30 protein-coding genes are annotated in these 26,385 nt (G+C 70.9%); 20 read left to right on the top strand and 10 right to left on the bottom strand.

Translation table 11 applies throughout. The annotated features are described in order from the left end of the window. Positions 1-21: 21 nt before the first annotated feature. The 6 genes from LVQ62_RS05650 (at position 22) to LVQ62_RS05625 (ending at position 5,762) form a co-directional block, all read left to right on the top strand. A complete protein-coding gene (locus LVQ62_RS05650; RefSeq protein WP_233766284.1) occupies positions 22-1,128 on the top strand; it encodes an SGNH/GDSL hydrolase family protein in 1,107 nt (368 codons plus the stop codon). 158 nt (positions 1,129-1,286) lie between these two features. Then, positions 1,287-2,435 carry an iron-containing alcohol dehydrogenase gene (locus LVQ62_RS05645; RefSeq protein WP_233766282.1) on the top strand — a complete coding sequence of 383 codons (1,149 nt, stop codon included), beginning with the start codon at positions 1,287-1,289 and terminating at the stop codon, positions 2,433-2,435. After that, entirely contained in the window at positions 2,432-3,925 is a 1,494-nt protein-coding gene (locus LVQ62_RS05640) for a sensor histidine kinase (protein WP_233766280.1), read from the top strand. The genes LVQ62_RS05645 and LVQ62_RS05640 overlap by 4 nt, the downstream gene beginning before the upstream one ends. Continuing rightward, the gene (locus LVQ62_RS05635) at positions 3,922-4,629 is read left to right on the top strand and encodes a response regulator transcription factor (RefSeq protein WP_233766278.1); all 708 of its coding nucleotides are present in this window, start codon (positions 3,922-3,924) and stop codon (positions 4,627-4,629) included. The genes LVQ62_RS05640 and LVQ62_RS05635 overlap by 4 nt, the downstream gene beginning before the upstream one ends. A gap of 31 nt (positions 4,630-4,660) precedes the next feature. Continuing rightward, entirely contained in the window at positions 4,661-5,563 is a 903-nt protein-coding gene (locus tag LVQ62_RS05630) for an NADP-dependent oxidoreductase (RefSeq protein ID WP_233766276.1), read from the top strand. A 37-nt stretch (positions 5,564-5,600) separates the two neighbouring features. Continuing rightward, positions 5,601-5,762 (top strand): hypothetical protein, encoded by a 162-nt coding sequence (locus LVQ62_RS05625; protein WP_233766253.1) that lies wholly within the window; start codon positions 5,601-5,603, stop codon positions 5,760-5,762. Between the two features lie 12 nt (positions 5,763-5,774). On the opposite strand, the gene LVQ62_RS05620 is transcribed toward LVQ62_RS05625, so the two are convergent. From LVQ62_RS05620 to mdo, 5 genes are all read right to left on the bottom strand, one after another. Then, entirely contained in the window at positions 5,775-6,518 is a 744-nt protein-coding gene (locus tag LVQ62_RS05620; RefSeq protein WP_233766251.1) for a class I SAM-dependent methyltransferase, read from the bottom strand. Between the two features lie 214 nt (positions 6,519-6,732). Beyond that, positions 6,733-7,662 (bottom strand): mycofactocin oligosaccharide methyltransferase MftM, encoded by a 930-nt coding sequence (gene mftM, locus LVQ62_RS05615; RefSeq protein ID WP_233766249.1) that lies wholly within the window; start codon positions 7,660-7,662, stop codon positions 6,733-6,735. Beyond that, the gene (locus tag LVQ62_RS05610; protein WP_233766247.1) at positions 7,659-9,188 is read right to left on the bottom strand and encodes a VWA domain-containing protein; all 1,530 of its coding nucleotides are present in this window, start codon (positions 9,186-9,188) and stop codon (positions 7,659-7,661) included. Before LVQ62_RS05610 ends, mftM begins: the two co-directional genes overlap by 4 nt. Before the next feature lie 6 nt (positions 9,189-9,194). Continuing rightward, positions 9,195-10,415, bottom strand: coding sequence for a MoxR family ATPase (locus LVQ62_RS05605; RefSeq protein WP_233766245.1), 1,221 nt, complete (start codon positions 10,413-10,415; stop codon positions 9,195-9,197). A gap of 89 nt (positions 10,416-10,504) precedes the next feature. Then, positions 10,505-11,797 (bottom strand): NDMA-dependent methanol dehydrogenase, encoded by a 1,293-nt coding sequence (mdo, locus tag LVQ62_RS05600; RefSeq protein WP_233766242.1) that lies wholly within the window; start codon positions 11,795-11,797, stop codon positions 10,505-10,507. Positions 11,798-12,123: 326 nt separating this feature from the next. Here mdo and mftA point away from each other — a divergent pair, with 326 nt between their 5' ends. The 12 genes from mftA (at position 12,124) to LVQ62_RS05545 (ending at position 20,563) form a co-directional block, all read left to right on the top strand. Continuing rightward, positions 12,124-12,252 (top strand): mycofactocin precursor MftA, encoded by a 129-nt coding sequence (gene mftA / locus LVQ62_RS05595; RefSeq protein ID WP_179483132.1) that lies wholly within the window; start codon positions 12,124-12,126, stop codon positions 12,250-12,252. After that, a complete protein-coding gene (gene mftB, locus LVQ62_RS05590; RefSeq protein ID WP_233766238.1) occupies positions 12,252-12,521 on the top strand; it encodes a mycofactocin biosynthesis chaperone MftB in 270 nt (89 codons plus the stop codon). Before mftA ends, mftB begins: the two co-directional genes overlap by 1 nt. Next, positions 12,518-13,534 (top strand): mycofactocin radical SAM maturase, encoded by a 1,017-nt coding sequence (gene mftC, locus LVQ62_RS05585; RefSeq protein WP_233766234.1) that lies wholly within the window; start codon positions 12,518-12,520, stop codon positions 13,532-13,534. Before mftB ends, mftC begins: the two co-directional genes overlap by 4 nt. Next, on the top strand, positions 13,531-13,692 hold the full coding sequence (locus LVQ62_RS05580; RefSeq protein WP_233766229.1) for a hypothetical protein: 162 nt from the start codon (positions 13,531-13,533) through the stop codon (positions 13,690-13,692). Before mftC ends, LVQ62_RS05580 begins: the two co-directional genes overlap by 4 nt. Before the next feature lie 30 nt (positions 13,693-13,722). Continuing rightward, positions 13,723-14,517 carry a mycofactocin biosynthesis peptidyl-dipeptidase MftE gene (gene mftE, locus LVQ62_RS05575; protein WP_255696534.1) on the top strand — a complete coding sequence of 265 codons (795 nt, stop codon included), beginning with the start codon at positions 13,723-13,725 and terminating at the stop codon, positions 14,515-14,517. After that, positions 14,514-15,299, top strand: a complete 786-nt coding sequence (locus LVQ62_RS05570) for a mycofactocin-coupled SDR family oxidoreductase (RefSeq protein ID WP_233766211.1) — start codon at positions 14,514-14,516, stop codon at positions 15,297-15,299. The genes mftE and LVQ62_RS05570 overlap by 4 nt, the downstream gene beginning before the upstream one ends. Next, positions 15,296-16,792, top strand: coding sequence for a mycofactocin biosynthesis glycosyltransferase MftF (gene mftF / locus LVQ62_RS05565; protein WP_233766209.1), 1,497 nt, complete (start codon positions 15,296-15,298; stop codon positions 16,790-16,792). Before LVQ62_RS05570 ends, mftF begins: the two co-directional genes overlap by 4 nt. Further along, positions 16,785-17,408 (top strand): alpha-hydroxy-acid oxidizing protein, encoded by a 624-nt coding sequence (locus LVQ62_RS17475; protein ID WP_255696533.1) that lies wholly within the window; start codon positions 16,785-16,787, stop codon positions 17,406-17,408. Before mftF ends, LVQ62_RS17475 begins: the two co-directional genes overlap by 8 nt. Further along, positions 17,405-17,983: an alpha-hydroxy-acid oxidizing protein gene (locus tag LVQ62_RS17470; protein ID WP_255696532.1), complete on the top strand. Its 579-nt coding sequence runs from the start codon at positions 17,405-17,407 to the stop codon at positions 17,981-17,983. Before LVQ62_RS17475 ends, LVQ62_RS17470 begins: the two co-directional genes overlap by 4 nt. Before the next feature lie 129 nt (positions 17,984-18,112). Further along, a complete protein-coding gene (locus tag LVQ62_RS05555) occupies positions 18,113-19,168 on the top strand; it encodes an SGNH/GDSL hydrolase family protein (RefSeq protein WP_233766207.1) in 1,056 nt (351 codons plus the stop codon). A gap of 55 nt (positions 19,169-19,223) precedes the next feature. Further along, positions 19,224-19,700, top strand: coding sequence for an SRPBCC family protein (locus LVQ62_RS05550; protein WP_233766205.1), 477 nt, complete (start codon positions 19,224-19,226; stop codon positions 19,698-19,700). 59 nt (positions 19,701-19,759) lie between these two features. Next, positions 19,760-20,563: a serine protease gene (locus tag LVQ62_RS05545; RefSeq protein ID WP_233766201.1), complete on the top strand. Its 804-nt coding sequence runs from the start codon at positions 19,760-19,762 to the stop codon at positions 20,561-20,563. Between the two features lie 18 nt (positions 20,564-20,581). On the opposite strand, the gene LVQ62_RS05540 is transcribed toward LVQ62_RS05545, so the two are convergent. The 3 genes from LVQ62_RS05540 to LVQ62_RS05530 form a co-directional block, all read right to left on the bottom strand. Continuing rightward, positions 20,582-20,845 carry a ribonuclease E inhibitor RraB gene (locus tag LVQ62_RS05540; protein WP_179483142.1) on the bottom strand — a complete coding sequence of 88 codons (264 nt, stop codon included), beginning with the start codon at positions 20,843-20,845 and terminating at the stop codon, positions 20,582-20,584. A 64-nt stretch (positions 20,846-20,909) separates the two neighbouring features. Then, entirely contained in the window at positions 20,910-21,728 is an 819-nt protein-coding gene (locus tag LVQ62_RS05535; protein WP_233766186.1) for a PfkB family carbohydrate kinase, read from the bottom strand. Between the two features lie 226 nt (positions 21,729-21,954). Beyond that, complete coding sequence (locus LVQ62_RS05530; protein WP_179483147.1) at positions 21,955-22,548, bottom strand: TetR/AcrR family transcriptional regulator; 594 nt, start codon at positions 22,546-22,548, stop codon at positions 21,955-21,957. A gap of 92 nt (positions 22,549-22,640) precedes the next feature. Between LVQ62_RS05530 and LVQ62_RS05525 the strand changes: the two genes are divergently transcribed. Further along, entirely contained in the window at positions 22,641-23,915 is a 1,275-nt protein-coding gene (locus tag LVQ62_RS05525; protein ID WP_233766184.1) for an MFS transporter, read from the top strand. Between the two features lie 24 nt (positions 23,916-23,939). Here the strand turns inward: LVQ62_RS05525 and LVQ62_RS05520 are convergent, their stop codons facing one another. Beyond that, positions 23,940-24,794 (bottom strand): alpha/beta hydrolase family protein, encoded by an 855-nt coding sequence (locus LVQ62_RS05520; protein ID WP_233766181.1) that lies wholly within the window; start codon positions 24,792-24,794, stop codon positions 23,940-23,942. 53 nt (positions 24,795-24,847) lie between these two features. Between LVQ62_RS05520 and LVQ62_RS05515 the strand changes: the two genes are divergently transcribed. Further along, positions 24,848-25,891 (top strand): S66 peptidase family protein, encoded by a 1,044-nt coding sequence (locus LVQ62_RS05515; RefSeq protein WP_233766168.1) that lies wholly within the window; start codon positions 24,848-24,850, stop codon positions 25,889-25,891. Positions 25,892-25,948: 57 nt separating this feature from the next. Here LVQ62_RS05515 and LVQ62_RS05510 read toward each other — a convergent pair whose 3' ends face one another. After that, positions 25,949-26,383, bottom strand: coding sequence for a heat shock protein transcriptional repressor HspR (locus LVQ62_RS05510; protein ID WP_179483151.1), 435 nt, complete (start codon positions 26,381-26,383; stop codon positions 25,949-25,951). Positions 26,384-26,385 lie beyond the last annotated feature (2 nt).

Genomic DNA, 26,385 nt, shown 5'->3' with positions numbered 1-26,385 from the left:
GCCCGCACCCGGATCGCCGCGGTGGCTGTCGTCGGCGCACTGCTCGCCGCCTGTTCCGGCGGATCGTCCGCGCCGTCGTCCTCCGCCGGCACGTCGACGACGCCGTCCGCACCGACGACGTCCACGCGCACCGCCACGCCTACGGTCGCGCCCGGCACCGGCACCGCGACCGGCACCAACTCCTTTGTCGCCTTGGGTGATTCGTACGCCGCGGGCGTGGGCTCCGGCGGGTCGACCGGGGTCTGCTACCGCTCTGCGCACGGTTGGGCGCCCCTTCTGGCCGAGCGCTACGACCTGCAGCTCAGCTATCAGGCGTGCAGCGGCGCGACCACCGCGTCGATGGGCGAGGAGCAGCTGTCCACCCTCGGTGCCGGCACGTCGCGGGTGTCGATCACCATCGGCGGCAACGACGTCGGCTTCGCGTTCGTGCTCTTCACCTGCGCGAGCCCGTCGTGGCTGAGCGACTGCCGGGGAGCGATCAGCGCGGGCCGCAGCACGCTGCGCACCCTTCTGCCGGGGCGCCTGCGGGCCCTCTTCGCCCAGGTTCGCGGCCGCGCCCCGCACGCGAAGGTGACCGTCGTCGGATACCCGCACGTGCTGGGCGATCAGGACTGCAACGCGCTCACCTTCTTCAGCTCCCAGGACCGCTCCGGTCTCGACGCGGGCACCGACGAACTGGACGCCCTGCTGCGCACGACCGCCGCGTCGTACGGGTTCGGTTTCGTCGATCCTCGATCCCGCTTCGCCGGCCACGCTCCCTGCGCGTCCGCGCCGTGGATCAACGGGCTGAGCCTGCCGATCGGTGACTCCTTCCATCCGAACCGCGCCGGGCAGCAGGCGTACGCCGGTCTCGTGGGTCCCGTGCTCGACCCGACCTCCACCGCGTCCGCGCCCCGGGTCACGGTCACCGCGGCGCCGTCGGATCCGCGAGCCGCGGCCGATGCCGTGCTGTCCATGCAGCTGGACCAACCGCAGAACCTGCGCCAGGCACAGGCCGCGGGCGTCTCCACCTCCCTGCTCAAGCAGTACGTGCAGGATCTGCGCTCCGGCGACACCGCCACCGTGGCGCGAGGACTCGCGGGCCTGCGCGCGTTGGATCAGGCGCACGCCGACCGGTCATCGCGCTGACTGAGCCGCCCCCGCTCGGTTGTCAGCGGGTCTCCGGGGTCGGCGCCGGTTATCCGCTGACAACCGGTCGATGCACAGTCAAGGACTCTGTGTCCTGACTCACATTCGCCGGTTACCGTGGTCACCAAGGCCGCGTCTGCGGTCGGACGAGGTGCCACATGACGCTGTTGAAGTTCCACGCCCCGGAAGTCGTGTTCGGGGCGGGCTCGCTCGGTGAGGCCGGTTTCGCCGCCGGCCGGCTGGGCGCCAAGCGTCCGTTCGTGGTGACCGACGACGGGATCGTCGAGGCCGGCTGGCTGGCCGAGCTGGAGACGGCGCTGCGCGCCAGCGGCCTGGACCCCCAGGTCTACGAGAAGGTCAGCCCCAACCCCAAGGACCACGAGATCGCCGCGGCGCATGCTGCGTACGTCGAGCGCGAGGGCGACGTCATCATCGGCCTCGGCGGCGGCTCGTGCATCGACGCCGCCAAAGGAGTCGCGGTGCTCGCCGGAAACGGCGGCGACATCCTGGACTACCGCGGCGTCGACCAGGTGCTGTTGCCGATACCGCCCACGCTGATGATCCCCGCGACATCGGGCACCGGCGCGGACGTCTCCCAGTTCTGCATCGTCACCGACACCCGGCGCTCGGTGAAGGTGACGATCATGGGCCGCGCGCTGGTCCCGGACATCTCCATCACCGATCCCCGCCTGCTGCACACCATGCCGGACTGGCTCAACGCCGCGACCGGGCTGGATGCCCTCACTCACGGGGTCGAGGCCTTCGTCTCCCTCGCGCACAACCCGCTCGCGGACATGCACGCCCTGTGCGCCGTCCGCCAGGTGGTCGGCCACCTGCGGACGACGATGGACCATCCCCTCGACGGGGAGGCGCGCTCGGCGATGGCGGAGGCCAGCCTCAACGCCGGGCTCGCCTTCAGCAACGCGATCCTCGGCGCGACCCACGCGATGAGCCACCAGGTCGGCGGCCTGCTGGACGCTCCGCACGGCGTGATCAACGGTGTGCTGCTGCCCCACGTGATCCGCTACAACGCCCAGTCGGCACCGGAGCGCTTCATCGGGCTGGCGCAGGCGGTCGGCCTCGACACGCACGGATGGTCCGGCGAGCAGGCCGCCAACCAGCTCGCCGACCTGGCGCGGACGCTCGCCGATCAGGTCGGCGTACCGAAGGGCCTGTCGGCGCTCGGGGTGACCGAGCAGGACTGCGAACGGCTCGCCGGCACGACCCTGGAGGACGCCTGCCTCACCACCAACCCGCGCAGTGCCTCCATCGGCGACATCAGGGCGTTGTTCCGGGCGGCCCTGTGACCGCCGATCCCCACCGGGCCGAGGATTTGGACACCCGCCGTCCGGATCTGGCGTCGCTCACCGGTCTGCGTTCGGGCAAGCGGTCCTACTACCGCGAATACCGCGAGTCCGACGAGCGACTCGCCCGCGCCGTGCGGGCGATGGACTCCATCTCGCGTGCCCTGGTGCGGACCGTCGAAGGCCCCCGCGGACTGCTCGAGGAGGTCGCGCGGACGGCGAGCGCCCACCTCAGCGCCCAGTGGACGCTGCTGAGCCTCGCGGACGGTCAGCTGCCCGGGGCGCGGCCCCGCTTCGTGGTGGTCGACAGCGAGCGCCGGGTGGTGGAGGACGAGGAGCTTCCGGCCGGCGTACGACGCGAGCTGGGCTCGTTGCGGGCCGGGCACCAGGCGCCCGTCATCGATACCCGCGGATGGGTGCGGGTGCCGATGAACCTGGAGGGAGCCACGGTCGGTGGCATCGCGCTGCTGCACGGCCTCCCGAGCGATCCCGAGCCGGGCGACCTGTCGGTGCTGCGCATCCTCGCCAACCAGGCGGCGGTCTCGCTGCACACCTCCGAGCAGTTCCAGGCCGGCACCGCCCTGCACCGGCGCGCTCAACGGCTGCACGACGAGACGGCGGCACAGGCACGTGACCTCGCCGAGCGCACAGCCGCCCTGCGGCGCGCCCAGGACCGGCTGGTGGTCGCGGACCAGTGGTTGATCGTCGATGAGGAACGGCACCGGATCGCCCGCGAGCTTCACGACACGGTGGCCCAGCAGGTGCTGACAGTGGGAATGACCGTCGACCTGGCCGAGCGGGACGCCGCGCAGTGGCAGGAGCAGCACGGTGCGAGCACCGCTCCCATCCGGCAGCAGCTGCGCGTGGCGCGGGATCTGTCGCGTGACGTCGTCGACCAGCTGCGGCAGGCGATCTACGCGCTGAGCCAGCACCGCGATGACACCGTGCGCAGCCTGCCGGAGCTGCTCTCGGAGCTGGTGCGCCAGCACGACGGCAAGGTCAGCGTGCGGCTGCGGGTGCACGGCACGGAGATCGCCCTTCCCGAGAGCGTCCGGCACGAGCTGACCCGTGCGGTCGGTGAGGCTCTGTTCAACGTCAAGGTCCATTCGGGCGCCACCCGCGCCGTGGTGCGGGTGAACTACCGCCCCGACCTGGTGATCGTGTCCGTCGCCGACGACGGCCACGGCGACCCCGCGCAGCTTCGGCGAGTGCTCCGGGTGACGATGGCGGCCACCGGCGACGGTCGCCACCGCGGCCTGGCCAACCTGCACGCCCGCATCACGTCCACCGGTGGCGACCTGCGCTTCCGCCGGTCACGGATGGGTGGCGTCGAGGTGCAGATGCGGCTGCCGCTCCCGTTGCCCGACGCACTCGACCCGGGCCTCATCGGGCACCTGCTGGATCCGCCGCCCGTCACCGACCAAGCCACACCGACGATGCTCGTCACCGGGACCGTACGAGCGCTCTCGCACCGCGTACGGTCGCGGTCATGAGCAGCACCGCAGGCCGGGAGCAGGACACGCGGGCGTCGGGCGACGACGCGACGTCGACCCCGGCGGGCGCGCCGTTGCGCGTCGTCCTGGTCGACGACCACGCCATCGTGCGGCACGGCCTGCGGGCGGTGCTGTCGCGCGAGCCGGACCTCGAGGTCGTCGGCGAGGCGGCCACCCCCGACGAGGCGCGTGCCGTGATCGGCCACCTGCACCCGGACATCGTCCTGCTCGACCTCAAGCTGTCGACGACCCACGAGGCCGAGGGGCTCGTACTGTGCGAGCAGCTCACGGCGGCCTACCCCCGGATCGGCGTGCTCGTGCTGACCACCTTCATCGACGACGCGCTCGTCCTGCAGGCAGTCCGTGTCGGCGCGCGCGGTTACGTGGTCAAGGACGTCGACACCTCCGCGCTGCTGCGGGCGATCCGCGACGTCGGCGCGGGGAAGAGCGCGTTCGACGCGCACAGCGCCGCGGCCATGGTGCGCGGGCTCAACGCGCCCACACCGTCCTCGGATCAGCTCACCGAGCGCGAACGCGAGGTGCTGGCGCTGCTCGCACGCGGACTGTCCAACCGGCAGATCGGCAGCCGTCTCTACGTCGCCGAGACCACCGCGAAGTTCCACGTCGGCAACATCCTGCGCAAGCTCGGGGTGTCCCGGCGCACCGAGGCCGTCTACGAGGCGAGCAAGCGCGGCGTTCTGTAGCGGACATGGACACCGGGCGATCGCGAGCGTCATGAGAGCCGCACAGTTCCGCCGGTTCGGCGGCCCCGAGGTCCTCGAGATCGTCGACCTGCCCGAGCCCCACGCGGGCGCCGGTGAGGTGCGAATCGCAGTGCGTGCGGCGGGCGTCAACGCGAGCGACTGGAAGAAACGATCCGGCCGGATGGATCAGGAACTCCCACAGACCCTCGGGTACGAAGCCGCTGGGGTCGTCGACGAGATCGGTGGCGGTGTCACCGACGTTCAGCTCGGCGACGAGGTCGTCGGGATGGGCGGTGGCGGCGCGGCCCAGGCCCAGTTCGCGGTGCTGTCGACATGGGCTGCGATCCCGCCGTCGATGAGCTTCGTCGATGCCGCCACGCTGCCGTCGACGGTGGAGACCGCTGCCCGCGCCCTGGATCAATTGGGGGTGACGCGCGGCAGCACGGTCTTGATCAACGGCGCGTCCGGAAGCATCGGCAGTGCCGCCGTGCAGTTCGCCGTCCACCGCGGGGCCCGCGTGATCGGCACCGGCAGCGCTGCGTCTCATGGCTACCTGCGCGACCTCGGCGCCGAACCCGTCGCGTACGGCGAGGGAATGACGGGCCGGGTGCGCGCGCTCGCCCCGAACGGGGTCGACCTGGCCCTGGACGTCGCCGGAAGCGAAGTCCTGCCGGAGCTGATCGACCTGGCCGGGGGCTCAGAGCACGTGGTGACGATCGCGGATTTCGCGGGTGCACACGAACACGGCGTGTGGTTCAGCCGCGGCGACTCTGGTCGCGCCGACTACGCGATCGCGCTGGCACTACGGCTCATCGACGAGGGCACGTTCCGCGTGCCGCCCGTGCACACATTCCCGCTGCAGGAGGTCGCCGAAGCACACCGCGCCGGCGAGTCCGGCGACGTCCGCGCGAAGATCGTCCTCACCCAGGATTGAGTCGATCGACTCCGTCGGAGGGCCTAGGGTCCGGCGGGTGAACTACCTCGTGTGCCCGGACGACGGGGAGCAGCTGAAGGTGGTCCCGGGTCATCGGGACGGCGAGGCCGGTCTGGTGGTGCGGTGCCCCCGGTGCACCACGGTCTTCAGGTTCGCCAAGGGCAATCTCACCCCGATCGCCGACCCGGACGGTCGGTAGGCGCCCGCGCGCTCAGGCGATGAGAAGGCGAGCCCCGAGCTCCGCGGCATCGAGGTCGAGGATCTCGCTGTTGCGCTCGACCCATCGGCCTGAGGCCAGATCCCGCCGCAGACTGTGGACCGCGCGCTGTTCGACGTCCGGTCCCACGCCGTGCCACACCGACACGTTGCGACGGACCCGCTCGTCGAGGTAGGCCTCGGGCCGGCGCCAGTACGCCTCGTGGAAGCCGTCCTCGCAGTCCCAGGGGATGGCCACCGGATCCAACCGGGCCCCGATCGCGTCCGCCAGATCGCTCACGGATGCCAGGACGCGCACGGCTCTCAGCGCGGCGAACTCGGGCAGGTAGTCACGGTTCAGCCAGAACAGGCTCGGGTCGCTCGTGTCGAACAGGAGCACCACCACGCGACGTGCCACACGGCGCATCTCGCGCAGGCCGGCGATCGGGTCCTGCCAGTGGTGGAGGGTGAAGACAGCCATCGCGGCGTCGAAGGTCTCGTCACCGAACGGCAGGTGCTCCGCGGAGCCGGCAACGCACGGAGCCGAGTGCGGGGGACGCTGCGAGCGCATGAGCGCCGAGGGCTCGATGGCAAGGACATCGCGGTCCGGGGGCTCGTAGCAACCCGTCCCCGCCCCCACGTTGAGCACGGTCCGCGCATCGCCGAGCGCGGCCCAGATGCGCGCGGCGATGCGCGGATCCGTGCGCCGGGTGACGGTGTACGTGGCTCCGATGGTGTCGTACAACCGGACGGTTGACATGCGGACTCCCTCTTGCCGACCTGAGGAACGTGACCGCCGACTCCGCCGGCGTGACGCTCTACAGCTACACCAGCTCGGCCACCTGGGACCACCGGCTGTCTACACCGAGCAGTCCTACATCTTCGGCACCACCAGCCCGACCTCGCAACGCTGAACGACTCGTCGGCCAACTCTCCCGGGCGCAGGGCGTGTCCCGCCCGCGCATACCGGCAGCTCAGCCGGTGCAGTCGATGGTCAGCCAGCCGCCGTGATCCTCCGCGACCTCGTACGGGCGACCGGTCCAACGGCCCCATCGGTCCAGGTCGGCCAGGTCGATGGTGCGCACGTGCCCGAACGTCTCGTTGGCATCGGACTCCAGGGGTACGGCGATCACCGCACGCTCGCGGGCCAGTCGGATGGCCTCGGTGATGGCGCGCTCCCCCTGCTCGGAGTCCAGATGCTCCAGCAGATGCAGCATCAGCACCGTGTCCGCGCACCCGCTGGCGGCCGGCACGTGGGTGGCGTCGGCGACAAGGGTGCGGATGCCCAGGCCGAGCCGGCCCGCGACCGCGGAGAGCAGTCCGACGGTGCCCGGGGAGACGTCGGACGCGACGGCCGCGACGCCGTCCCGCGCCAGCAGCAGGGACAGGAAACCGAAGCAGCACCCGAGCTCGATGACGCTGCCGCTGCCCTCGCACAGGGTCCGGGCACGCGCGTAGACAGGGGCGTAGCCCTCGATGCCCTGCGCGCATCCGTCACCACGTGTGGCCACCGTGTCGTCGAGGCATTCGTCCAGGCGTCGGATCGTGTTGCGGTAGAACGCTGTCCAAGCATCGAGCGGGTCGGCGGCGACGGTGCGCACCACCCCGGTCATGATGCGCTCGAACGAGTCGGCACCGCGCACCCAGCCGGGCTCGAACAGCTCGCTCCACAACAGACCGGTGAGGTCCTCATCGACCGTGTCCGCGTTGAGGGCGTGTCGCACGATCAACTCGGGCCCACGCCCCGACAGGTCGAAGTGCGGGGTGCGCACGATGTGCCGCGCACCCGGCGCCGGACGCAGGCCCTCCGGCGCGATGTCGACGGTGCCGTCGGCATAGCGGCCGTCCTGCAGCGGGCGGAACGGGTCGAGCGCGTCGGCCCCGCCCAGCGTCCCGACCGTCATCGCACTTCCTGAGCCAGCTCCAGCGAGAACGATTCGAGGGAGTCCAGTCCGCGCACCACGTGCACGGCGTCGCAGTACTCCGCATAGAGCGGCACGTCGCAGCGTCCGAGCCCCCAGGAGTACCGCGGCTCCGGCGTCAGCCAGATGGTGTGGCGCGCACGCCGGGTCAGCTCCTCGAACGCGCGCAGACCCGGGTCGTGGCCGTTCCCGCGGCCGTCGCTCAGCACCACGAACGTCGTACGGGAGTGCACGGCCGAGCCGTACTCCTCCAGGAAGGTGGAGAACGCGCTGCCGCAGTCGGTGTCGGCATCGACGTCGATCGGCCCTCCGCCCACGGGGCCGGCCATGATGCGGGTGAGCGCCTCCTCCGGACGCAGTTCGTCGAACATGTCGGTGACCTCGGCCACCTGGTCGACGAACACGAAACTGCGCACCGAGGACACCAGGGACGCCAGACCCTGCACGAGGTGCAGCGTGAACTGCGCGGTCGACCGGACCGACAGGGACACGTCGGCGAGCACCACGAGCCGGGGTCGGTCCGGCGTCTTGCGCACGGTCACCGGGCGGAACGGGATCGCGTCGTACCGCATGTTGGCGCGCATCGTGCGCCCACCGTCGACCGTGCCCGTCGACGAGATCCGGCGCCGCGGGCGCGGCGCGCCGTGCAGCCCGCGGACGATGCGGCGCAGGGACTGCTCCATCGTGAAGCGCTCCCACTGGTCGATCTGCTCGGCCTGCGCGACCTCGTGCTCGCGCTGCTCCATGTCGATCTGCAGGTCGAGCATCTTCTGCAGGTGACGGCGCAGGCTCTCGGACAGCCCGTCGAGCAGCGGAGCCAGCTTCTGACGCATCGCCTCCAGGTCGAGGTCCTCCTCGTCGTCCGCCCCGTCCGGCAGGTCGGAGTCGGCCAGCCAGCCGAGCAACGCCATCTCCTGGGCGACGGACAGGTCGGCGTCCACCTCGACGCCGGGAGACTTGGCGATCGTGCCGGGCAGACCGGGGTTGTGCAGCCGGCGCACCGACAGGCGTACGCGGGCGGCCTCCACCAGCGCGTCGACCTTGTCCTTGGACAGCACCACCTCGTCGGTGCTGGAGGACATGTCGAGCTTGTTCGCCTCCTGGTGCAGGTTGAACTGCTGCACCAGGTCCTCGGGGCGGAAGTAGTCGCGGATGTCGTCGGGCTCACCGTGGCTGTGCCCCTGCGACGGGGTGTCACCCGGTTCCTGGGACAGCGTGAACTGCTGCAGGTCGCCCTCGTCGGACAGGTCGTCGTGGGCGTGGGAGTGCTCCTCGTCCTTGGCGAGGACGGGCAGCAGGAAGAAGAAGGCGTCGAAGACCGTCTCGAAGGTGGGCAGGTCGCGCCGGTCCTTGATCAGCGTCACCGAAAGGGCGTCCCGCAGGGCCTCCCTGTCGGCGAGCAGACCCGGTGTCGCGGCTGCCCGCATCGCGTCGAGGACCTCACTGACGCTGACGCGGACCCCGTGCAGCCGCAGCAGACGCACGAACCGGTGCAGTGCGGCTTCCATGGCCGCCTACAGGGGACGCTTGCGCGAGGCCGAGACGGTGCTGCGCCGGACGGGCATCGGGGTGCGCACCCCGGCCGCTCCCGCCTTGGCCGGACCGGTCGACCCGTAGTAGCCGTCGTCGTGGCGCCCGGGTCGGTCCTTGGCGGCCCGCCGCGCCACCCCTTCGGGGTCTTTGGCAGGTGCAGCCTCGGACGCCGGGTGGCTGTGTCCGTCGTCCGGGTGGTCGTGCGAGTGGTCGTGCCCATGGTCGTGACTGTGCCCGTGACCAGGCAGCGTGTCCGGGACCTCGGCGTTCGGGTCGATCAACCGGGGCAGTGCCCGGCGCGCCGTCTCCAGGTCACGCTCGTACTTCACCACCACGGACAGCGTCTCGGAGAGCAGCGACGCGGACAGCTCCTGCGCGCCGAGGACCGCGAGGGTGCGGGCCCAGTCGATGGTCTCGCTCACGCTGGGCGCCTTGCGCAGGTCCAGCTCGCGCAGCCCGCGCACGACGTGCACCAGGCTCTCGGCCAGCGCGGGCTCCAGCCCGGTGTCCTTGGACGCGATGATGTCCAGCTCGCGCTCGGCCTGCGGGTAGTCCAGGAAGAGGTGCAGACAGCGTCGCTTCAACGCAGCGGACAGGTCACGGGAGTTGTTGCTGGTGAGGACGACGTACGGCTGCTGCGCGGCGGTGATCGTGCCGACCTCCGGGATGGAGATCTGGAACTCCGCGAGGGTCTCCAGGAGGACGGCCTCGAGCGCCTCGTCCGCACGGTCGACCTCGTCGATCAACAGCACCACCGGCTCCGGCGAGGTGAGCGCCTCCAGCAGCGGCCGCTGTGCCAGGAACCGTTCGGAGAAGAAGACGCTGTCCTGCTCGGAGATGCGATCGACGGCCTCTCCGATGGTGCTGGTGTCCGCGACGATCTGCCCGATCTTCTCCCGCAGGATCTGGGTGTAGAGCAGCTGCTTGCCGTAGTCCCACTCGTAGAGCGCCTTGGACTCGTCCTGCCCCTCGTAGCACTGCAGCCGCAGCAACCGCCGGCCCGTGGCGAGCGCCAGGCTCTGCGCCAGCTGCGTCTTGCCGACACCCGCGGGGCCCTCGATCAGCAGCGGTTTCTCCAGCCGGGTCTGCAGGAAGACGGTGGTGGCGAGCCGGTCGTCGGTGAGGTAACCGACCTCGCGCAGCTTGGCCTTGGTGTCCTCGACGTCTGCGAAGGCGGGTACCTCGGTGTTGGTGTCGTCCACGTCGTCCTCTCCGGCGGATGCACTGGGGAATGTGAGCCCGGCGTGGCACACCTCTGACCTCAGGATGTGCCACGCCGAGTGTCCTTGTCTCAGCCGAGCAGGTCGTCCAGGTCGCCGTTCATGCAGTGGTCGACGACCGGGGAGACCGACTCGAACGTGCACTCCCGGGCGTTGCCGGGGGTGCAGGCGTCACCGAGCACGTGATTGGTGATGCGAGCGACGTCGTCCTTGTCGCCGGAGATCTCCGTCGTCTTCTCGTAGAACTTGGTGGGGCCCTGCCCCAGGCGGTTCTTGGAGTAGCTGTCCTGGGTCACGTCGGTGAACTTCTCCGGGATGCCCACGTCGCGCAGCAGCCGGATCGATGCGGCCAGTGCGGCATCGGCCGCCTGGACGTCGGTCATCCCATGCGTGTCGACACCGAGCGCCACGGCCATCTCAGCGAACCGCTTGTAGTTCGCCGGCATGTTGAACGCCCAGACGCGCGGCAACGCGATGGCGTTGTTGAGCCCGTGGTGGGTGTCGTAGAAGGCACTGATCGCGTGCGAGATGGAGTGGATGATGCCGAGCCCGCCGGAGTTGAAGGCCTGGGCGGCGATGTACTGCGCGTACATCATCCCCTGTCGCCCGGCGAGATCGTCGCCGTTCCAGACCGCCTGGCGCAGGTTCTCGCCGGTCAGCTTGATGGCGTAGAGCGCACTCCCGAGCGACGGCGGGAAGTCCAGCCGCGAGACGTACGGCTCGCTGGCGTGCGCGAGCACGTCGAAGCCGCACTGCGCGGTGTAGTCCGTCGGACAGGTGTAGTAGAGCACCGGGTCGTCGATGGCGAGCGTCGTGATGGCGGCGTCGTCGAACGCGACGTACTTGTGCGGCTGGTCTGGGTCGGTCGTGGTGTCGGTGATGACATAGGCCCACGACGTCTCCGATCCGGTGCCGGCCGTGGTGGACACGGCGATGTGCGGCGGGTTCTTGGGGTTCTCGGACTTGTTGAAGCCCTCGAACTCGTTGACGTTGCGCCCGTCGTGCGCCACGGAGATCCGGGCGCCCTTGCACGCGTCGTGGGCCGACCCGCCACCGATCGAGACGAACGAGTCGCAGTCGTTCTCCTGGTACATCGCGACGGCGTCCATCGTGTTGTAGTCCTTGGGGTTGGACTCGACCTTGTCGTAGACCACCACCTCCAGACCGTGGTACTTCATCGACTCCACGATCTTGTGCACCGTGTCGGTGCCCCGTAGACCGGTGGTCATCACCAAGGTCTTGCGGAAGCCGAGCTTCCGTGCCTCCGGTCCGATCAGCTCGTGGGATCCGGGGCCCAGAAGCCCTCGGGGGAACGGGTGGAACTCTTTGATCGGAAACGGCTTGAGCAGCTCATCGACCTGCATCACGACCTCCTTGTCGAAGCGTTATTCGCCAGACAGTAGGAGCCGACAGCGCCGCCGCGACAGGCTCCGGAGCAAAGACTGATCCGAGCACTGGGGCATGCTCACCCAACGGTCACCGGCGCCCTGTCCCTTCGAACAGGACCGGTCGGTGACGGGCGGTTCGGAGGCCGCTGACCCGCCTGAATGTTCGGTGAAATCACCTGTCATACCTACCTGTTCGGGCAGGTTGCCCTCGACCAGCGAGCAGTGCCCCGTGCGGGGACGCGGGCATAGCGTTGCGGTCACGAGCGGGCCCAGAAGGGTGCGCGAGCCGGAGGGAGTTCGTGATGCCAGCTGACCTTGACCAGCAGGAGCAGGTCGCCGACACGCAGGTCGAGGACCGGGCGGACGAGGCTCCCGTGGAGGAGAGCCTCGTCGAGGACGTGTCCATCGACGGAATGTGCGGCGTCTACTGATGCTGCACGAACATTGGGAGCTGAGCGGCTCGGTGGCCCTGCGCCCCGAGCCGTTCGGCGCTCTCGCCTACGACTTCGACAGCCGCCGTCTGACCTTCCTGAAGTCACCGGGCCTGGTCCGGGTCGTGCGCGCCCTCGGGGACGGCGGCGACGTCGAGGCCGCCCTGGTGGCGGCCGACGTGCCGCAGGAGCAGTGGCCGCGCTACCTCGAGGCGCTCACCCGGCTAGCGGAGCACCGCATGCTGCGGCCGGCGGAGGTGGCGGCATGACGATGGTGGAACCGCGCCTGGTCGAGCGCTTCGAGCAGGGCCTGGATGCCCCGATCTGTCTCACCTGGGAGCTGACGTACGCGTGCAACCTGGCGTGCGTGCACTGCCTGTCCTCCTCGGGTCGGCGCGACCCGCGGGAGCTCAGCACGCAGGAGTGCATGGCGCTGATCGACGAGTTCAAGCGCATGCAGATCTTCTACGTGAACATCGGCGGCGGCGAGCCGACCGTGCGTCCGGACTTCTGGGAGCTGGTCGACTACGCGGTCGACAACTACGTGGGAGTCAAGTTCTCCACCAACGGTTTCCAGATCACCAAGGAGCGCGCGGAGCGCCTGGCGTCCACCGACTACCTCGACGTGCAGATCTCCCTGGACGGTGCGACGGCGGAGGTGAACGACGCCGTACGCGGAGCCGGCACCTACGACCGCGCGTTGCGAGCCCTCGGATACCTGGCCGACGCCGGCATGAAGGACACCAAGATCTCGGTGGTCTGCACGCGGGAGAACATTCCGCAGCTGGATGAGTTCAAGGCCATCGCCGACCGGTACAACGCGCAGCTGCGCCTGACCCGGTTGCGTCCCGCCGGCCGCGGCGCGGACACGTGGGGCGAGCTGCACCCGCTGCCGGAACAGCAGCGGCTGCTCTACGACTGGCTGGTCGCGCACGGCGAGGGGGTGTTGACGGGCGACTCGTTCTTCCACCTGTCGGCATACGGCGAAGCCCTGCCCGGGCTCAACCTGTGCGGCGCCGGACGCGTGGTGTGCCTGATCGATCCGATCGGAGACGTCTACGCCTGCCCGTTCGCGATCCACGACCGGTTCCGCGCGGGCAACGTGCGCGGCGCGGGGTTCGCACCGGTCTGGGGGGAGTCGGAGTTGTTCACCGAACTGCGATCCCCGCAGTCCGGCGGGGCGTGCACGCACTGCAGCGCATACGACTCGTGCCGCGGGGGTGCATGGCCGCGAAGTTCTTCACCGGCCTGCCCCTGGACGGTCCTGATCCGGAGTGTGTGAAGGGCAACGGAGCCGTCCCGGCCTCGGTGCGCCCGCAGCCCTCGCAGGACCACTCCCACCGGGGTCCGGTGCGCAATCAGCCGGTGCCGCTGACGCTGCAGACCCACCGCCCGGAGCGGGCCTGCGACGAGAACCCGCTCGCCGGTCTGCGCGGATGATCACGGGGCCGGGCGGGTCGAGCGGGCCCGGTGCACGTCAGACGCCGCCCGGCCCGCCCGCGTCCTCGTTCGCGCAGTGGACCTCCCCCGCAGGCCGAGGGTGGCCCGACGATGATCGTGCCGGTCGGATCCTTGGAGCAGCACGGGCCACATCTGCCGCTCGACACCGACAGCGTGATCGCCGTCGCCGCAGCGACGGCGGCGGCCGAACTCCTCACGGCCGGTGGCCAGTATGTCGCGGTGGCCCCGGTCGTCGCCTACGGCGCCTCGGGAGAGCACCAGGACTTCGCGGGCACGGTGTCGATCGGGCGCGACGTGCTCACCGCGGTGCTGGTCGAGATCGGCCGCAGCGTCGGCACCTGGACGACGCGCCTGGTCTTCGTCAACGCCCACGGAGGCAACGCGGCGGCCGTGCGCGACGCGGTGCGGCTGCTGCGCGCGGAGTCCAGGGACGCCTCCTGGGTGGCGGCCGGAGTGCCGGGCGGCGATGCGCATGCGGGCCACGTGGAGACGAGCATGATGCTGCACCTGCGCCCCGCGTCCGTGCACATGGAGCGCGCGGTCCGCGGCGCGGGCGGCGCGATCGAGCAGCTGCTCCCAGCCATGCGAAGGGGTGGCGTACGCGCGGTGTCGCCGACCGGCGTCCTCGGAGACCCGCGCACGGCGAACGCCGAGGACGGCGCGCGCCTGTGCGGTCTGATCGCCCACGACGTCGCCGACCGCATCCGCCACGGATGCGTCGATGACGCCGGACTCCTGACGGCCCCTGCCCGGGAGACCGTGGCATCGCCGCAGCCGCCCGGCGTACCGGCAGGCTCGCGGTGACGGGTCCGGCCGCCCTGGTCACCGGCGCCGCCCGCGGCATCGGTGCCGCGACCTGCCGCCGACTGGCGCAGCGCGGGCTGCACGTGATCGCGGTCGACGCGTGCCTCGGCGCGGAGCAGGGGCGGTTCGCGGGCGCCGTACCGGCAGACCTGGCCATGCTGCAGGCCGAGCTCGGCGACAGCGTCACGACCGTGCGGGCCGACGTACGCGACGCCCGTGGTTTGGCGGCGGGTATCGCCGACGCGCTGGCAGCCGCCGACGGACTGCGCACCGTGGTGGCCGCGGCGGCGCTCATCGATGGCGGGGACGACCTCTGGAGCACCGATCCCGCCGTCCTGGAGGCGATGTGGCGCACCGACGTCGTCGGCGTCTGGAACACCGCGGCCTCCTGCGTGCCGGCGCTGCTCGCGACCGCGGACGGCGGGGGTGACGCCTCGTTCGTCGCGATCGCGTCCGCGGCCGGCGATCGGGGTTTGTGGCACCTGGCGGCCTACTGCACCGTGAAACACGCGGTCGTCGGGCTCGTGCGCGGGCTGGCCGCCGACCTGCAGGGCCGAGGCGTCGCCGTCAGCGCCGTGTCCCCCGGGTCGACCGCGACGCCGATGCTGACCGCGACAGCCGCGATCTACGGACTGACGGACACCTCCGAGCTCGCGCGGGAGATGACCGCTCGCGTACCCCTCGCCCCTGACGACATCGCGCAGGTCATCGAGACCGCGTGCCTCGCCGGTCCGGTCACGCACGGATCGATCTTCGACGCGACGGGCGGGTTCGGCGCATGAGCACCGTCGACTCCCTGGTGCCGCCAGGCGTGCGGGTGCGGCTCAGCGACGACGTCGTGCGCTGCGACGACGGCCAGACCCTCTTCGGCACCCGCAGCGGACGCATCCTGCGACTGGCGCCGGTCGCGGTGCGAATGCTGCAGGACGGCGACTTCACCGTCTCCGACCGCACCGGCGCCGTGCTGTCCCGCGCGCTCTTCGACCGCGGCATGGCCGACCCGCTGTGGCCGGCGCGTCCGGCCGAGACCGACCCGGCGCGGGCGTTGCACGACGTCACGGTGGTCGTGCCGGTGCGCGATCGCACCTCGGCGCTCCAGGCCCTGCTGGCGGCTCTGCCGCCGGTCGGCGACGTGGTCGTCGTCGACGACGGCTCCCGCGATCCCGAGGCCGTCCGGACAGCGTGCGAACGAGCGGGGGCGCGGGTCGTGCGTCATCAGGTGTCACACGGGCCGGCTGCCGCACGCAATACCGGGATCTCCTGCTGCACCACCGATTTCGTCGCGGTGATCGACTCCGACGTGATCCCCGAGGAGCACGCACTCGCCCACCTGCGCCGCCACTTCGACGATCCGCTGGTCGGCGTCGCCGGCCCGCGCATCATGGGCGCAAAGGTCTGCGGCACCGGATGGATCGCACGATACGAGGCGGCGTCCTCCTCCCTGGACCTCGGGCCCGTCGCCGGTCCCGTCGCCCCGCTGACCAGGTTGTCCTACCTGCCGTCGGCCACCCTGATGCTGCGCGTCGCCGCACTCGGATCGGGGTTCGACCCCGACCTGCACGTGGCCGAGGACGTCGACCTCGTGTGGCGGATGGTCGCCTCGGGCTGGCGGGCGCGCTACGCACCCGAGGCCCGCGTGCACCACGACCACCGCACGACCGCGGGCGCGTGGGTCGCCCGCAAGTCGTTCTACGGCACCGGAGCGGCCCTGCTCGCGCAGCGGCACGGGGCCCTGGTCGCCCCGATGCGACTGCATCCGCTGAGCGCGGCGGTGGTCGCGCTCGCCGCGACCCAGCGTCGCCGCACCGTCACCGCGGCCGTGGCTCTGGCCGGGGTGCAGCTGCTCCTGACCGCCCAGCGGGTGCGCACCAAGCACCGCCACCATCCGGTCCGGCTCGGAGCGACGCTCACCGCGATGTCCCTGACCGCGGCCGCTATGCAGACCGGCGCCGCACTGACCCGCCACCACTGGCCGGTGGCGCTGCTGCTCGCGACCCGGTCGCGGCGCGCCCGTCGGTTGCTCGTGCTCGCCGCGCTCACCTGCGGTGCCCGCGGGCACCGTGAGAGCGAGCTGGACCCGGTGCGCTACCTGCTGGCCCGCCGCGCCGACGACCTGGCGTACGGGTTCGGGCTCTGGAGCGGTGCGCTCGCCGCGCGCTCGCCGCGGTGCCTGCTTCCGTCGTTCACCTCCCTGTGCGCCACCCGGACCGCCCCACCGTCGCCCGTGGGCGACGGACCCCTCATTCCCACGAGAGAAGGAACGCGCCATGGCTGAGCACCGCTGGTTCGAGACGGTCGCTGTCGCGCAGGAACGCGCGAAGAAGCGGCTCCCCCCGTCGGTCTACAAGGCGCTGCTCGCGGGCAGCGAGAAGGGGGTCACGTACGCCGACAACATGGCCGCCTTCGGCGAGCTGGGCTTCGCGCCGCACGTCGCCGGACAGCCGGCCGAGCGTTCCCTGGCCACCCGCGCGCTGGACCAGGACATGTCGATGCCGGTGATGATCTCGCCGACCGGCGTGCAGGCCGTGCACCCCGAGGGCGAGGTCGCCGTCGCGCGCGCGGCCGCCGCGCGTGGAGTGGCGATGGGGCTCAGCTCGTTCGCGAGCAAACCCGTCGAGGAGGTCGTTGCCGCCAACCCACAGACGTTCTTCCAGATGTACTGGATGGGTGGCCGGGACGCGATGGCGACCCGGATGGAGCGGGCGCGGGCGGCCGGCGTGGTCGGTGTGATCGCCACGACCGACTGGTCCTTCTCCAACGGCCGCGACTGGGGCAGCCCGATCATCCCGGCGCGGATGGACCTGCGCACCATGATCACCCGGTCGCCGGAAGCCATTCGCCGACCGCGCTGGTTCCTCGACTTCGCCAAGACCGGACGCCCCCGGAGTTGACCGCCCCCAACCTCGGACCCGAGGGCAGCAGGGCACCCGGCTTCTTCGAGGCGTACGGCGAGTGGATGCAGACGCCGCCGCCCACCTGGGACGACATCGCCTGGATGGCGAAGGAGTGGGGTGGCACATTCGTGCTGAAGGGCGTGTGCCGGGTCGACGACGCGCGGCGCGCCGTGGACGCCGGGGTGAGCGCGATCTCGGTGTCCAACCACGGTGGCAACAACCTCGACAGCACGCCGGCGACGATCCGGTGCCTGCCCGCGGTCGTCGAGGCCGTCGGCGATCAGATCGATGTCGTCCTGGACGGCGGAGTGCGCCGCGGCAGCGACGTGGTGAAGGCGGTGGCGCTCGGCGCGAAGGCGGCGCTGATCGGGCGCGCGTACCTGTGGGGGCTCGCGGCCGGCGGGCAGCCGGGTGTCGAGAACGTGCTGGACGTCCTGCGCGGCGGGATCGACTCCGCGCTGCGTGGCATCGGCAAGGCCGACGTGCACGACCTCACCCCGGACGACGTGCTGATCCCGGACGGTTTCCTGCGGACGCTGGGGGTGTCCGACCCGGCGTATGTGATGCACTGAGACGCTTGTTGTCACCGTGTCTGAACAGACGAGAGACGGTCACGGTCATGGCATGGCGGGGGGTCTCTTGACCTGATCCATAGCAACTCTTTGTTGTCGGCCAGGTGGCGCGCCGACAGGGTGAGTTACATGAGAACCCCTGCCCGCCTGTCGACCCTCGCGGGCGCACTGGCCACCACCCTGACCATCGCCGCGCTCGGCGCCACCCCCGCTCATGCGGTCACGAAGACCTACGTCGCACTGGGCGATTCGTATTCCGCAGGCGTCGGGAGCGGCGGCTCCACCGACAGCACGTGCTACCGCTCGCCCTACGGTTACGCACCGCTGATCGCCAAGCAGCGCGGTCTCACCCTCAGCTATCAGGCCTGCAGCGGCGCCACCACCGCCGACGTCACCAGTAAGCAGCTGGGAGCGCTCAGCAGCGCCACGTCGTACGTCTCCATGACGATCGGCGGAAACGATGTGGGCTTCGCCGACACCATCACCGAATGCGCGAAACCGGCCTGGGCCAGCGACTGCGCGGGCTCCATCAACACCGGGCGCGCGATCCTGACCAACTCGATGCCCGGCCGCTACGCCGCCCTCTTCTCCTCCATCGCCGGCCGCGCCACTACCGCCAAAGTCGCCATCGGCGGCTACCCGCACATCTTCCAGGGCGAGGACTGCAACCTCGCGACCTTCTTCAGCCCCTCGGACGAGCAGGGCATCAACTCCGCGACCGACGACCTCGACAGCCTGATCAGCACGAAGGCGCGAGCCGCCGGGTTCACCTTCGTCGACCCGCGCGCGGCGTTCACCGGCCACGCGGTGTGCGACAGCACCGAGTGGATCAACGGCCTGTCCAATCCGATCGTCGACTCCTACCACCCGAACAAGGCCGGGAACGTCGGCTACGCGACGCTTTTCAGCCCGGCGCTCACCGGCGTGGCGTACTCGGCACTGCGCACGGCGGCTGCCGCGCCGTCCGGGCCGACGCTCCGAGTGCAGGCCGACAAGGTGCTGGCGATGGGCCTCACCTCACCGGCCAACCTGCGGTGCGCACGTGCAGCAGGCGTCGACCCCGCCGAAGTGACCCGATTGATGTCGGCGCTGCGGTCGGCGGACAGTGTGACGGTGGACAGGGCGCTCGCGCGATTGCACGCCCTCGACCGCCACGCAACAGCAGTGCTCGCCGCGCGCGCATGACGGTCCGCCATGGACACGCGTTGCGTTCGGCACGTCCGCGAGCAAGGGTGGAGTCATGAGTGATGACAAAAGAATCGTGGTCCAACGACAGATCGACGAGCCCGCGCAGGTGATCTTCGATGTGCTGACCGATCCGCGCCGCCACAAGGAGCTGGACGGCTCCGGTTTCGTGCGCGGCGTCGACAACCCCCAGCGCATCACCAAGGTCGGCGACGTCTTCACCGTCGACATGGAGGGTGATCACATGGGTGGGGAGTACCAGACCGACAACCACGTGACCGGCTATGTGCCCGACAAGCTGATCGCCTGGAAGACGGCTCCGGCCGGCACCGAACCGCCCGGGTGGGAGTGGATGTACGAGCTCGAGCCGCAGGGCCCGGATTCGACGAACGTCACCCTCACCTACGACTGGAGCAAGGTGACCGACAAGGACCTGCTGTCCAAGATCACCTTCCCCCTGGTCCCCGAGAAGGACCTGGAGGCGTCGCTCGGCAACCTCGCGTCGGCCGTTTCGGATGCGAAGCACGTCTGAAAGCTCCCCTCACAGCAACGGTGCCCGCGCCTCCCAGGCGCGGGCACTAGCTTGTTGGAGTGCCGTCGACGCAACTCGCGATCGCCGCCGCCATCGCGGCGGTCGCTCTCGGTCTCCCGCCCGGTGAGCTCTTCGCTCCATCGGACCAGTCCGATCAGCCGCACTCCATCAGTGTGCGGGCCTTGCCGACCGTCGCGGCGCTCTTCTCCGGCGGCGACGTCAGCCAGGACCACACCTGCACGGCCAGCGTCGTGTCCAGCACCACCGGCGACCTCCTGATCACCGCGGCCCACTGCGTGTCGGGGAACGGCAAGGGGATGAAGGTCGTGCCCGGTTACGACGCCGGCGACGCGCCGTACGGCGTCTGGCCGGTCACAGCAGTCTTCGTGGACAGCGCCTGGCAATCGGATACGAGTGAGGCCGACGACGTCGCTTTCCTGCGAGTGGCACGCACGGAGGTGGGGGGCACCACGCGCCGGCTGCAGGACGTGACGGGCGCGAACACACTGGGCGACACTCCCGCACCCTCGACCAGCATCACCGTCCAGGGGTTCAATGCCGGCCGCGACGACCACGCCGTGTCGTGCACGGTCGGCCTGGACATGACCGTCACCGACCCGACGTTCCGCTGCGGCGGCTACGTGTCCGGCTCGAGCGGCAGTCCATGGCTGGCTACCGGGGCCGACGGGGTTACCCGGGTCACCGGGGTCATCGGCGGCCCGGATGAAGGCGGCTGCACCGACGCCACGTCGTACAGCCCGGTCTTCACCGCGAAGACGGCCGCGCTGCTCGCACGTGCGGAGCGCTCGGGCGACGACGGTGACACCGCCCCGGACGCGGGCCCGGCCTCCGACTGCAGCTGACGCACTGCCGCCGGACGCTCAGACGCGCTCGTCCAACCACCCGTCATGCTCCTCGGCGAGCGCCGTGAAACGTTCGACCAGAGCACGGGCTGGGGCTGAGGCGGGGTCGTCGATCGTGTCGAGTCCGACGTAGACGGCCCACTCATGGGATTCCGAATCGTCCTCTCCCGCGAGTGCTTCGCGAGTGACCCGCACCTGGGTGAAGGCCTCCTCGGCGCGCAGCTCCTCGGCCACGTCCTCGGCGTCCTCGCGTTCGGGGAAGATCAGCAGGTACTCGATCACGACACCACCATGCCAAACAGACCGATCGCCGCGCGGTCGACACCCGGACGCCACGGGCACGGCATCAGAAACGCCAGTCCTGCGCGCCGTCGTGCAGCACCGCCACCGCCCCGGCCCGCACGCCGGCGGCGAGCGCCGCACGGTGTTCGGCTCCCCCAGCAAGCGCGGCGGCAAGAGCTCCGGCGAAGGCATCACCAGCGCCGGTGGTGTCGACCGGATCCTCCACCCGCTCTGCCGGCACCACCACGTCACCCCAGCGCACGTCGCCGGATCCTGCGGTCACGACAGCGCGCGCCATGTCGAACCCCGCCTCGCGCAGCTCCTCGGCCTCGACCGCGTTGACGATCACCGTGTCGCAGGCATCCAGCAGCTCGTCCTCGAGGCGCTGCCACGGCGAGGGGTTCAGCAGGACGGTGCACCCGACCGCCCGCGCCTGGCGCACCGCATCGCGCACCGCCGTGACCGGCACCTCCAACTGGAGCAGGAGCACATCGGCGGGCTGCAGGCGCAGGGCCTGAACCTCGGCGTCGCCGACCTGCTCGTTGGCTCCCGGCACCACCACGATGGTGTTCTCGCCGGCGTCGTCGACCGTGACGAGAGCGTGCCCGGTGGCGACGTCCGGCGGGACGCGCACCCCATCGACGTCGACGTTGCGCTCGGCGAGGGCCGCCCGATAGGCCGGCCCCTCGTCGCCGTCGCCCACGCAGCCGATCAGTCGGGTGACCACGCCTGCCCGCGCGGCGGCGGCTGCCTGGTTGGCGCCCTTCCCGCCCGGTCGGCGTTCGACGGACGTGCCCGTCACCGTCTGGCCCGCCGTCGGCAGCCGCTGCGCCCGCACGACCACGTCAATGTTGAGTGAGCCCAGGACGACGACGTCTGCCATGCGATCGATTCCACCACGGCACGGGCACCCCCGACACTTCGCCGTGGCCTGCGCGACTAGGCCGTCTTGCCCCCGTCGCCGAGAGCGTGGTGCCTGTGACGTACCCGTCTCGCGGGCAGGCCAGCCACGAGGAGGGAGCAACTGGTCGCGCTGCTCGCCACGCTGTCCGAAGGTGACCGCCTAGACCCGGACGCGCATCCCGGCTACCGCGACAGCGCCTGAGGACTCACCGACCCGCGGTCCGCGCGACCTCGCGCTCGGCGAGGGCGAGTACGTCGGCCGCGAGGCGATCCGCGTCGCTCTGATCGGTCGGGTGGCCCATCAGCACCCGGCCGTAGAGCGGCATCACCAGGTGGTCGATGATCTGCTCCACGCTCGGCGCGCGTTCGCCGCGAGCCACAGTGCGCTCGATGAGTTCCGTTGCCATCACGCGGCGTTGAGCCAGGCACGGGCAGTCCGGCGCGAGTCCGTCCCGCGCGGCCACCATGGCCCTCAGATAGCGGGTGCGCTTCGGGGTGCCGATGTCCTCCAGGACGATGCGGGCCCAGGCCTGCAGGTCGCCCGCCAGCGAGCCGGTGTCCGGTGCGCGGTCGCCGTCCTTGGTGAGGGCCGCGACGGCGACCTCCTCCAACAACTCGTCGATGTCCCCCCACCGACGGTAGATGCTCGTGGGGTTGACCCCGGCTCGCTCGGCGACCACCGGGATGGTCAGCCGGTCGGGCTTGCCCTCGCCCATCAGCTGGCCGACGGCGGTGTAGATGGCATCGAGCACGCGGGCACTGCGGCCACCGGTGCGACGAAGTGGTGCAGTGGACGTCATACGGGCATTATTGCAAAGATCTTTCCGTTAAGCCTCCGAGCCTGCTACGGTTGGCTAAAGCCAATCCCGTTGCGTTAACACTCGAGGTCACCGTGTTCACACCCCTGCACCGTCCCGCGGCGTTCGTCGTGGCAGGCGCGGCCGCCACCGCGATCTTCGCCGGTTCCGGAGCTCCGTCGCCCATCTACCCGCTCTACCAGCAGCTCTGGCACTTCTCCCCCTCGACGCTGACCCTCATCTTCGCGGTCTACGTCTTCGCGCTGCTGCTCGCCCTCCTCACGGTGGGCTCGTTGTCGGACCACATCGGGAGGCGCCCGGTGGCCGTCAGCGGTCTCCTGCTGCTGGCCGTCAGCATGGCGCTCTTCATCGACGCCCACGGCACCGGCGGACTGATGGCCGCCCGCATCGTCCAGGGGCTCGCGACCGGCGCGACGATGGGAGCGATCAGCGCACTCATCGTCGACCGACAGGCCACTCCCCGCACGGGCTCGGTCGTGACGTCGTCGGCGCCAGTGGCCGGCATCGCCCTCGGGTCGGCGTTCGCCGGCGCGCTCGTGCAGTGGGCCCCCGCGCCCCGGCTCCTCGTCTACTGGGTGCTGCTCATCGCCTACGTCGCCCTGGCGCTGCTGCTCGTGCGCATCCCGGATGCGCCACGCGCGGCGGATGCCGGGCGGCCGTCCGTCTGGCGCACCCTGCGACCGAGCGTCGGAGTGCCCGCCGCGCTCCGCGCGACCTTCCTCGCCGCGGTACCGATGCTCTGCGCCACCTGGGCGCTCGGGGGTCTCTACCTGTCGCTCGGCTCATCGGTCGTGGCGCGCATCCTCGGCGTCCAGAACCACTTCGTCGCCGGCCTCGTCGTCGCCACCAACTTCGCCGCCGGCGCGGTGGGCGCCGCGTTGGTCTCCAAGCTGCCGCAGCACCGACGCGAGGTACTCGGGTTCCTCACGCTCGGCGGTGGACTCGCGTTGACCATCGCCGCCGTACTGGTCGAGTCGCTGCCGCTCTACGTGGTCGGCGCGGCGATCGGCGGCCTCGGCTTCGGCAGCTCGTTCCTGCTCATCCTGTCCGGCTTCGCCGTCCGCACGGAGCCGGAGCATCGCAGCCAGGTCTTCTCGGCGACGTACATCGTGAGCTACGTGGCGTTCAGCATCCCGGCCGTCGTGGCGGGTTTCGCGAGCCAGTCCTTCGGACTGCGTCCGACGGTGCTCGTCTATGCCGCCGTCGTGCTGGCACTCGTGCCGCTGGCGGCGGGGCTTGCGCGGCGGACCCACCTCGCGGGAGTGGGCGCCGAGCGCACCGTCACAGTCGACGCCGGGCCGGTCCCGGTCGCCGCCTGCTCCTGCGACGTCGCGCCGTCGACCGATTGACGGGACTCGTCGACCGCCGGCAGATCAGTGCTGCGCCAGGAAGGTGAGCGCGGCGGGCAGGTGCGCCGCCCAGAACGACCCGTTATGGCTTCCCGGCGCGAATCCGCCCGCAGGAGAGGGCTTCAGACGGCTTCTCAGGGTGTGCGTGGCGGACGCAAACGGGTCGGAGTCGCCACAGTCGATGCGCAGCGGCACCCGTTCCAGGGCGGGAATGCGATCGAAGATCGTGTTGCGGTCGAAGTCCGCGGCGTCGTCGAACGCCCCGGCCGGGGTCTGACCCGCGGACAGCCACAACGCTGGTGACGCCGACGCGACGGCACGCACCATGGTCGGGTAGCGGGTGGCGAGCAGCATCGCGCCGTACCCACCCATCGACAGCCCGTAGAGCCCGACCCTGCCTGTCGACATCCCGCGCTGCGCGAGATGCGGCAGCAACTCCTGCATGACCATCGCGCCGGCGTCGGTGCCGTCCGCGCGTCGGTGGAAGTAGCCGTCGGCACCGCAGTCGACCGTGACCAGAGCCAGCGGCCGGCGGGCCGAGGCGGACGCGGTGTCGACGGCGGCCTGCGCGTGCAGGCCGACGATCGAGGTGTGGTCGCCGCCGCGCCCGTGCAGACCGATGACCACGCCGGCCGCAGCGATCGAGGTCAACTTCGAGGGCAGCACGATCTGGTAGGTCGGTGTCGACTTCAGGTACGTCGAGGCGAAGCGGCCCTGCAGGGCGAACGTCGTCCGGCTGGTGCCACTGCTGCTCAGCACCTGCGCGGTGGGCGTCGATCCGGTTGCGCCGGAGGAGCATCCGGCGAGCGCCGCGACGGCTGCGCCGCCCAGCAGACCACGTCGGGTGAGGCGGGACGAGACGTGTGCAGGCGCCGGCATGTCCGCATTGTGCGTCATGAGAATCCGGTGGACGCGGCCTATAGCGTTCCGGCATGGACATCACCTCGCCGCGCAAGGCCGGCCCGGGGGAGAAGATCGCGGTGCTGTCGCCGTCGTTCGCCGCCCCGGCCGTCGCTCCCGCGGTGCACGAGCAGGCTCTGCAGCGTTTGCAGTCGGTCACCGGCCTGGTGCCCGTCGAGTTTCCGACGACCCGCCGCCTCGGCGCACCGGCCCGCAAGCGGGCCGATGATCTGAACGCCGCGTTCGCCGACCCGCAGATCCGCGCCGTGATCGCTACCATCGGCGGCGACGACCAGATCACGGTCATCCCGCATCTCGACGCCGGGCTCGTCACGCGCGACCCCAAGCCGTTCCTCGGATACAGCGACAACACGAATCTGCTGAACTGGCTCTGGACCCACGGCGTCGCCGGTTACTACGGCGGCTCCACGCAGATCCACCTCGGACCGGGGCCCGGGGTCGACCCCATCCACGAGGCGTCCCTGCGGGCGGCGCTGCTGACCGGGGACCGGCTGGAGCTCATCGATCCCGGAGAGTCCGAGGACTTCGGGTACGACTGGAGCGACCCTCGCGCCCTCACGCAGTACGGCGATCGTGAACCGACCGAGCCGTGGGCCTGGTCCGGGCCCGCACGCTCGGTGACCGGCCGCACCTGGGGCGGGTGCATCGAGGTCGTGCAGTGGTTGCTGACAGCCGGCCGATTCCCGACGGACGCCTCCGTCCTCGACGGCGCGGTCCTGCTGCTCGAGTCGTCGGAAGAGCTCATCCCGGCGCGCGAGTTCGGTTACATCGCCCGGTCGCTCGGCGAGCGAGGGATCCTCGCGGCGGTCGACGCGGTCGTCGTCGCCCGGCCGCCCACGTCGGACTTCACCACGCGGCCGTCGGCCGACGAGCGGCGCGCGAAACGCGACGAGCAACGCGACACGATCATCGGCGTCGTGCGCGACTACAACCCGGATGCGGTCGTCGTGGTCGGGCCGCCCTTCGGGCACACCCGGCCGCAATGGATCCTCCCGTACGGCGGCCACGTCACGGTCGACGGCGCCACCCGGCGAGTGGTCGCGGACTACAGCTGAGTCCGGCGCCCGGCGGCTGCGCGATCGACGGCGCGCAGCCCGCCGACGCCAGAAGTGTCAGGTGCGCTGGCCCCAGACGACCAGGGACGTGCCCGACCGCGGGCGGTCGGCGCGCTGCCCCGGACGCAGGGCGACGATCTGACCGTCCGGCCCCACGGCGAACGTGCGGGCCTGCGCCACGACCCGCGCGTCGTCCAAACGCTCGGTGAGCTGATCGACCTGCCGCTGAAGGGTCTCGACCTGTTCCTCCAGCTCCAGGATCCGGGCGATGCCGGCGAGGCTGATCCCCTCCTCCTGCGAGAGCCGCTGCACCTCCCGCAGGAGCGCCACGTCCCTGCTGGAGTAGCGCCGGCCACCGCCACCGGTGCGTGACGGGGTCACCAGACCGAGCCGGTCGTACTGGCGCAGCGTCTGCGCGTGCATGCCCGCCAGCTCGGCGGCGACCGAGATGACGTAGACCGGGGTGTCCTCACCCGGACGGTTGGATGCCATGA

The organism is Allobranchiibius sp. GilTou73, from assembly GCF_021391335.1.
Classification (GTDB): Bacteria; Actinomycetota; Actinomycetes; order Actinomycetales; family Dermatophilaceae; genus Allobranchiibius; species Allobranchiibius huperziae.
The sequence above is the reverse complement of the archived record's forward strand: the minus strand, read 5'-3'. Positions and strand labels throughout refer to the sequence as shown.